Source organism: Moorena sp. SIO4G3 (genome assembly GCF_010692305.1).
GTDB classification, from domain to species: Bacteria; Cyanobacteriota; Cyanobacteriia; order Cyanobacteriales; family Coleofasciculaceae; genus Moorena; species Moorena producens_A.
On the sequence record NZ_JAAHIG010000446.1, the window covers coordinates 1 to 6627 of the forward strand.

Annotated in this window: 5 protein-coding genes; 1 reads left to right on the plus strand and 4 read right to left on the minus strand. The window is 45.7% G+C overall.

Annotated features, from left to right (window positions below; genetic code table 11):
• Window positions 1-163: 163 nt before the first annotated feature.
• Together F6J99_RS39455 and F6J99_RS39460 are read right to left on the minus strand one after the other, a co-directional pair.
• A complete protein-coding gene (locus F6J99_RS39455; RefSeq protein ID WP_293121575.1) occupies window positions 164-1867 on the minus strand; it encodes an iron uptake porin in 1704 nt (567 codons plus the stop codon).
• A 105-nt stretch (window positions 1868-1972) separates the two neighbouring features.
• Window positions 1973-3253 (minus strand): transposase, encoded by a 1281-nt coding sequence (locus tag F6J99_RS39460; RefSeq protein ID WP_293121577.1) that lies wholly within the window; start codon window positions 3251-3253, stop codon window positions 1973-1975.
• A gap of 68 nt (window positions 3254-3321) precedes the next feature.
• Here F6J99_RS39460 and F6J99_RS39465 point away from each other — a divergent pair, with 68 nt between their 5' ends.
• Entirely contained in the window at window positions 3322-3492 is a 171-nt protein-coding gene (locus F6J99_RS39465) for a CopG family transcriptional regulator (protein WP_070393883.1), read from the plus strand.
• 361 nt (window positions 3493-3853) lie between these two features.
• Here the strand turns inward: F6J99_RS39465 and F6J99_RS39470 are convergent, their stop codons facing one another.
• Together F6J99_RS39470 and F6J99_RS39475 are read right to left on the minus strand one after the other, a co-directional pair.
• Window positions 3854-5557: an iron uptake porin gene (locus tag F6J99_RS39470; protein WP_293121580.1), complete on the minus strand. Its 1704-nt coding sequence runs from the start codon at window positions 5555-5557 to the stop codon at window positions 3854-3856.
• A 368-nt stretch (window positions 5558-5925) separates the two neighbouring features.
• A partial coding sequence (locus tag F6J99_RS39475; RefSeq protein WP_293121582.1) for an iron uptake porin occupies window positions 5926-6627 on the minus strand: 702 nt, incomplete at its 5' end.

Here is a 6627-nt window from a genome sequence, read left to right on the forward strand (position 1 = left end):
TGAGATTATAACCAGTCGAAAATGACCCTATTTTAATAACATTCATAGAGAGCACCTATTACCTCAGTCTTGGGTAAATATTAGCATTTTGATACTAAAGCAGAAAAACCCCGACCTCCAAAAGAAGTCAAGGTTATTTTTACTAAAGCAAGATGGCTATTACCTAGAATCTAAAGGTGGTACGGATCGCTCCAACCCAAATCGTATCATTGTCATCATCGTGATTAGGATTAAAAATCACGTAGGCTCCTGGAGTAATCGTGATGTTGTTGCTAATCGGGAATTTGTACTGTGCTTCAATCAGGTAAGAAGTATCATCATCTTCATCAGCACCATCAATGTCGGTAGCCTTAGGTGGCACACCTCCAGCAAAACTCAGCACAGCTCCTTCTTTGCCAAAATCCACGAAAGACAGGTTAGCTGACCAAGTTAAGATTTCAGCATTGTCACCTTCTTCCACCGCACCATTATCATCTTCTGCGATCGCATCAACATAACCAAACCAACCGCCTAGGTGAATTTGTGAGCTCAGGCGAAGACTAGCTTGTGCTCCAAAGCGATTAGCAGAGGTAGCCGTCTCCCCAAAGGGTTGCTTGGCCAAGTCACTACCAGTGCTACCGGAAAGATTCACATCCTCTCCTGGCTGGTAGCTACGGACGTAGGTCAAAGATATCTCCAAGTTATCAATGGGGGAAATCCCCAATTGAGCGCCAGCGCTATAGGCACCATTGAACAATCCATCTCCTTGGGCAGGACTAGGCGCATCGCCATCATCAGCTAGATAAAGTAGTGATAGATTCAAGGCATCACTAAATTCATAGGTTAAACCGGCACCAGCCCCCTCTGGTCCGCGAAGGGTTACGGGGTTACGGCGGACAAACCGCGATAAGGCACCAATGCCACTGCTTTCCAGGAAGGGGTTGTTGGGGTCAAAAGGGTCATCTATAGCAAGTCCAGATGTTCCCACATAAGCCGTGGTTTTTGTACCAATGGGGAAACGGTAGAACACGTCAGGAATTTCAACATCGTTGCCACCATCCGCATCATGACCCAAGCGAGCCATGTCGGTACCGGTCACATCACTGAGTTTAGTAAAGTTTCCTGCTTCCAAACGAACTCTCAACCGGTCTTTCCCGGTGAAGCTGGTATGGAAGTTCAGACGTACCCGGTTGCTTAAGGTAATGTTTTCATCAATATCATCCCCACTACCATCAGCTTGTTCTTCCCCAAAGGCACCAGCGAAGGTAAAGATCACCTCCCCTTGTAGTTTGGTGGTAGTTGAGAACTGATGGTCTTCTAGGAAAGCCACCCGACCTTCTAAGTTATCCACCCGTGCCCCTAGGGTAGCCAGTTCCGCTTCAAACTCCTGAATCAGCCGTTGCAGGGTTTCCAAGTCTTCCCGGGTAATAAAATCAGCGGTGCTAGCTGCAATTAACCGCTCAATTTGGTTCAAGCAAGCATTCAAACCAGCCGCAAATTCATAACGAGTAGTTGCCCGGTTTCCACGGAATGTGCGGTTAGGATAACCAGCAATACAGCCATACCGTTCTACCAGAGAGCGCAAAGCTTCATAGGCCCAGTCACCAGGAGATACATCCCGCAGTTGAGAAACACTGGTGACCTGGTCTATCGAATCTACATCAGTACTGTTGCTGTTGTAGAGATTGATTTGTTTCAAAATTTCCGAGTTAGACTCACCCTTAGACTCACCCTTAGCCTGGGCAACCGATAGCTCTTGTAGAGCCGGAAGGGTTTCAGTAGAAGATGCCTCAAGCTTGGGAGCACCATAGGCGTTGTTAGCCACCAGTAATGAAGCCCCTAGCAAAGCGGGACTATATTTGATCGTATTCCAAAAACTTGTTGACATCCTTTGTCAATCAACCTCAACCCTAATAGATAATACTTTTGGACTAAAATTAGTCCGCAACCCTTAATCATAACCAGTGACAGCTCCTACGCTGACCCGTTGGGTTCAGCGTAGGCAACAAGCGCCAATCCGGGCATCCCTTAGGAGGCGCTGGGCTTTAAGAACGGACTGCCCTGCCGCTCTATTTCGTATATTGATCGCAGCATTGTGGTCGCGTTCGCGTAGCGTCGCCTTCGGCGAATCCAAACTGCATCCGCAATAGGGACAATCATGCCACCGAACATGCAGCTTTTTAGGGACTTTTTTGCCGCAATTGGAGCAATTCTGTGAAGTATTTTGAGCACTTACTGGAATCGCCAACAGGCCAGCATTTAAGGCCGTAGGCCACGCTACGCGAACGGCTTTGCTTGTTAAGATTGTCAGAAAGCTAGACCACCCAGCGTCCAACACAGATTTAGCCAATCGAGATAAGACAAGTCCCTTTACATTTAACTTTTCGTGAGCAACTACGTCATATTTTGATAGTAAATAATTAGCGGTCTTGAAATGGAAGTCTTTTCGCTTATCCGCTACTTTTTTGTGTTGTTTACCAAGTTGCTTGATAGCTTTAAGCCTGTTACTACCTCTCTTATTCCGTCGAGATATTCTCTTTTGAATAACCCTCAGTCTTTTCTGAGTCTTTCGGTAATATTGGGGAATCTTGATCGTCTCCCCTTCAGAGGTAGTCAAGAACTCCTTAAGGCCAACATCAATACCAACTATTGAGTCTAGATTGATATCAGGTTTAATCTCGGGGACGGTCTTATCTTCTAGAGATAAAACCAGGTAGTACCTATCACACTTTTTAGTAATCGAAGCTGTCTTGATTTTAAAGCCATCAGGAATAGGACGATGCAGTACAACCTTGACCTTGCCTATTTTTGGCAGGTTAATCAGATTGCCCTCCAGACACCCTTCCTTCATTTGAGGGTAAGTAAAGGTACGGTAGCGGTGCTGTTTTTTAAATCTGGGTCTGCCACTCCGCTTCCCATTGCTATCCCCTTTGATGAACCTATCAAAAACTAATTTGACTCTTTTAACTACATCCTGAAGTACCTGGGAATAAATGTCCTTATACCAGGGATGAGTTTTTTTAAGATTTGGTAAGGTCTTTTTCTGGGAGTAATAATCTGGATTGTCTCTTAATTCGGGAAGATGACAGACAAGAGGGCAAGCATTAATTGAGCAACGATTTTCTTCGTACCATCTGAATCGTTCGCGTAGCGTCGGCTTTGCCGAATCCGCTAACAAGTAATTGTATTGAGCACATAGCATTGATAGCCAGTGATCTATCTTAGCTTGCTGATTTTTCCTCGGTTTTAGCCGGTACTGGTACGCGATTATCATTTGACTTGCCCTCTTGCTTATCGACCTAGTAATATTAGACTATATGTACTGTCATATGGCAAGGCATAATGAAAGACAAAAAATTAACAATTAGGATTACCGATTTTGAAAAAAGACAACTGGAACAAGAGGCCAATCGCAGAGGAATGACCTCATCTGAGTTGATTAGGAGTTTGATAGCTCGTTTCCCTGATCCAAGGAATCCTGTCCGCGATTCATCCCTGGAGACGAAACCTTAGGATAGTGGAGCCTTAATCAAAAAGTTTTAACCCTTTTACCCATAACCGACTAACCATAAAGGCTCCACTATCCTTACGGTAACTTTAAACACTCATGGCGTAGCATTGAGATGTGGGGCTTCTCGCGGATGAAGCTAAAATTAGTTATGTCTAGGATAACTCTGGGTTAGTATATCATTGTTTGTGATTATTCGAGAAAGATACTCATCCTCGATTCTAGTCACTTAAGATACCAGTCTCTATATACCGGTTGAGGTTGAAGGGGAGGTAACGCTTTCTCCTAAACAAATCAGCTATCTGCTGATAACTGACAGCAGATAGCTGATAGCAAACTCTAGAATTTTTACCTAGAATCTATTACCTAGAATCTAAAGGTGGTACGGATGGCTCCAACCCAAATCGTATCATCATCACCATCAGTGTGATTAGGATTGAAAATCACGTAGGCTCCTGGAGTAATCATGATGTTCTTGGTAATCGGGAATTTGTACTGTGCCTCAATCAGGTAGGAAGTATCTTCATCTTCTGGATTGTCACCATCAACGTCGCTAGCCTTCGGTGGCATACCCCCGGCAATACTGAACACAGCTCCCTCTTTGCCTAAATCGATGAAAGACAGGTTGGCTGCCCAAGTGAAGATGTCAGCACTATCACCTTCTTCAGTTAGCCCACCATTACCATCATCTTCGGCTTCAGCATCAATATAACCAAACCAACCGCCTAGGTGAATTTGTTCGGTCAGGCGAAGACTCGCTTGTGCTCCAAAGCGATTGGTAGAGGTAGCCACCCTGCCGAAGGGGCGCTTGGAAATGTCACTACCAGTGCTACCGGAAAGATTGACATCGTCTCCTGGCTGGTAGCTACGGATGTAAGTCAAAGATATCTCCAAGTTATCAATCGGGGAAATACCCAGTTGAGCACCAGCGCTATAGGCACCATTGAACAATCCATCTTTCTGAGCAGGACTAGGAGCATCATCCCCATCAGCTAGATAAAGCAGTGATAGACTCAGGGCATCACTAAATTTATAGGTGAAACCGCCACCAGCTCCCTCTGGTCCGCGATAGGTTACGGGGTTACGGCGGTTAAACCGGGATAAGGCACCAGTACCACTGCTTTCCAGGAAGGGGTTGGTGGGGTCGAAAATGTCATCCAAGTCAAGGTCAGCGGTGCCCACATAAGCCGTCAATTTTGTACCAATGGGGAAACGGTAGTACAACTTAGTAATTTCCACATCGTTGCCACCATCGGCATCATGACCCAAGCGAGCCATGTCGGTACCAGTCACATCAGTGAGACTAGTAAAGTTTCCTGCCTGCAAACGAGTTCTCAACCGGTCTTTACCAGTGAAGCTGGTATCGAAAATCAGACGTACGCGATCGCTTAAGGTAATGTTTTCATCAATGCCATCCCCACTACCATCAGCTTTTTGATCCCCAAAGGCACCAGCGAAGGTAAACAGAACTTCCCCTTTGAGTTTGGTGGTGGTGGAGAACTGATGGTCTTCTAGGAAAGCCACCCGACCTTCTAGGTTATCCACCCGTGCCCCTAGGGTAGCCAATTCTGCTTCAAACTCCTGAATCAGCCGTTGCAGGGTTTCCAGGTCTTCCCGGGTAATAAAGTCTGCCGTGCTAGCTGCAATTAACCGCTCAATCTGGTTCAAGCAAGCATTCAAACCAGCCGCAAACTCATAACGGGTCGTTGCCCGGTTTCCACGGAATGTGCGGTTAGGATAACCAGCGATACAACCATACCGTTCTACCAGAGAGCGCAAAGCTTCATAGGCCCAGTCACCAGGAGATACATCCCGCAGTTGGGAAACACTGGTCACCTGGTCTATCGAATCTACATTTGTGCCCTCGTTGTTGTAGATATTGATTTGTTTTAAAATTTCCGAGTTAGACTCACTGGTAGCCTGAGCAACCGTTAGCTCTTGTGGAGCCACTTGAGTTTCAGTAGAAGATTCCTCAAGGCTGGGAGCACCATAGGCACTGTTAGCCACCAGCAGTGAAGCCCCTAGCAAAGCGGGGCTATATTTGATCGTATTCCAAAAAACTGTTGACATAAGTTGTCAATCAACCTCACACCTAGTAGACAACACGATTGGACTCAATGCAGTCCGCCACTTTTGCCTACAACCACTACTACAATTCGTTAGTTATAGGACAACTCTGGATTAGCATATCATTTTTTGTGATCCTTCGAGAAAGATACTCATCCTCGATTTTAGTCACTTAAGATACTAATTTTCTTAAGCAACAGAGCAATGGGTGTCTGTGGGAAGTGGGATTATTGGGGGTAAGGTTGAAGGGGAAGTAAAGCTTTCTCTTCAACTAGTCCTAAACTAGTAAGGTATCTGCTGATCACTGACAGCAGATACCTTACTAGCAAACCTTAGAATTTTTACCTAGAATTTTTACCTACAATGTTTCCCTAGAACTTAAAGGTGGTACGGATGGCTCCAACCCAAATCGTATCATCATCACCATCATTGTGATTAGGATTGAAAATCACGTAGGCTCCTGGAGTAATCAGGATGTTCTTGGTAATCGGGAATTTGTACTGTGCCTCAATCAGGTAGGAAGTATCTTCATCTTCTGGATTGTCACCATCAACGTCGCTAGCCTTCGGTGGCACACCCCCAGCAATACTGAACACAGCTCCCTCTTTGCCTAAATCGATGAAAGACAAGTTAGCTGCCCAGGTGAAGATGTCAGCATTATCACCCTCTTCAGTTAGCCCACCATTGCCATCATCTTCGGCTTCAGCATCAATATAACCAAACCAACCGCCTAGGTGAATTTGTGAGGTCAGGCGAAGACTCGCTTGTGCTCCAAAGCGATTGGCAGAGGTAGCCACCCTGCCGAAGGGGCGCTTGGAAATGCTACTACCTGTGCTACCGGAAAGATTGACATCGTCTCCTGGCTGGTAGCTACGGATGTAGATCAAAGATAAATCCAAGTTATCAATGGGTGAAATACCCAGTTGAGCACCAGCACTATAGGCACCATTGAAAAGTCCATCTTTCTGAGCAGGACTAGGAGCATCACCATCATCAGCTAGATAAAGTACTGATAGTTTCAAGGCATTACTAAATTTATAGCTGAAACCGGCACCAGCTCCCCCTGCTCCGCG

Coding starts and splice junctions, on each gene's coding strand:
- F6J99_RS39455 (WP_293121575.1), bottom strand. CDS start 1,867: ATGTCAACAAGTTTTTGGAATACGATCAAATATAGTCCCGCTTTGCTA.
- F6J99_RS39460 (WP_293121577.1), bottom strand. CDS start 3,253: ATGATAATCGCGTACCAGTACCGGCTAAAACCGAGGAAAAATCAGCAA.
- F6J99_RS39465 (WP_070393883.1), top strand. CDS start 3,322: ATGAAAGACAAAAAATTAACAATTAGGATTACCGATTTTGAAAAAAGA.
- F6J99_RS39470 (WP_293121580.1), bottom strand. CDS start 5,557: ATGTCAACAGTTTTTTGGAATACGATCAAATATAGCCCCGCTTTGCTA.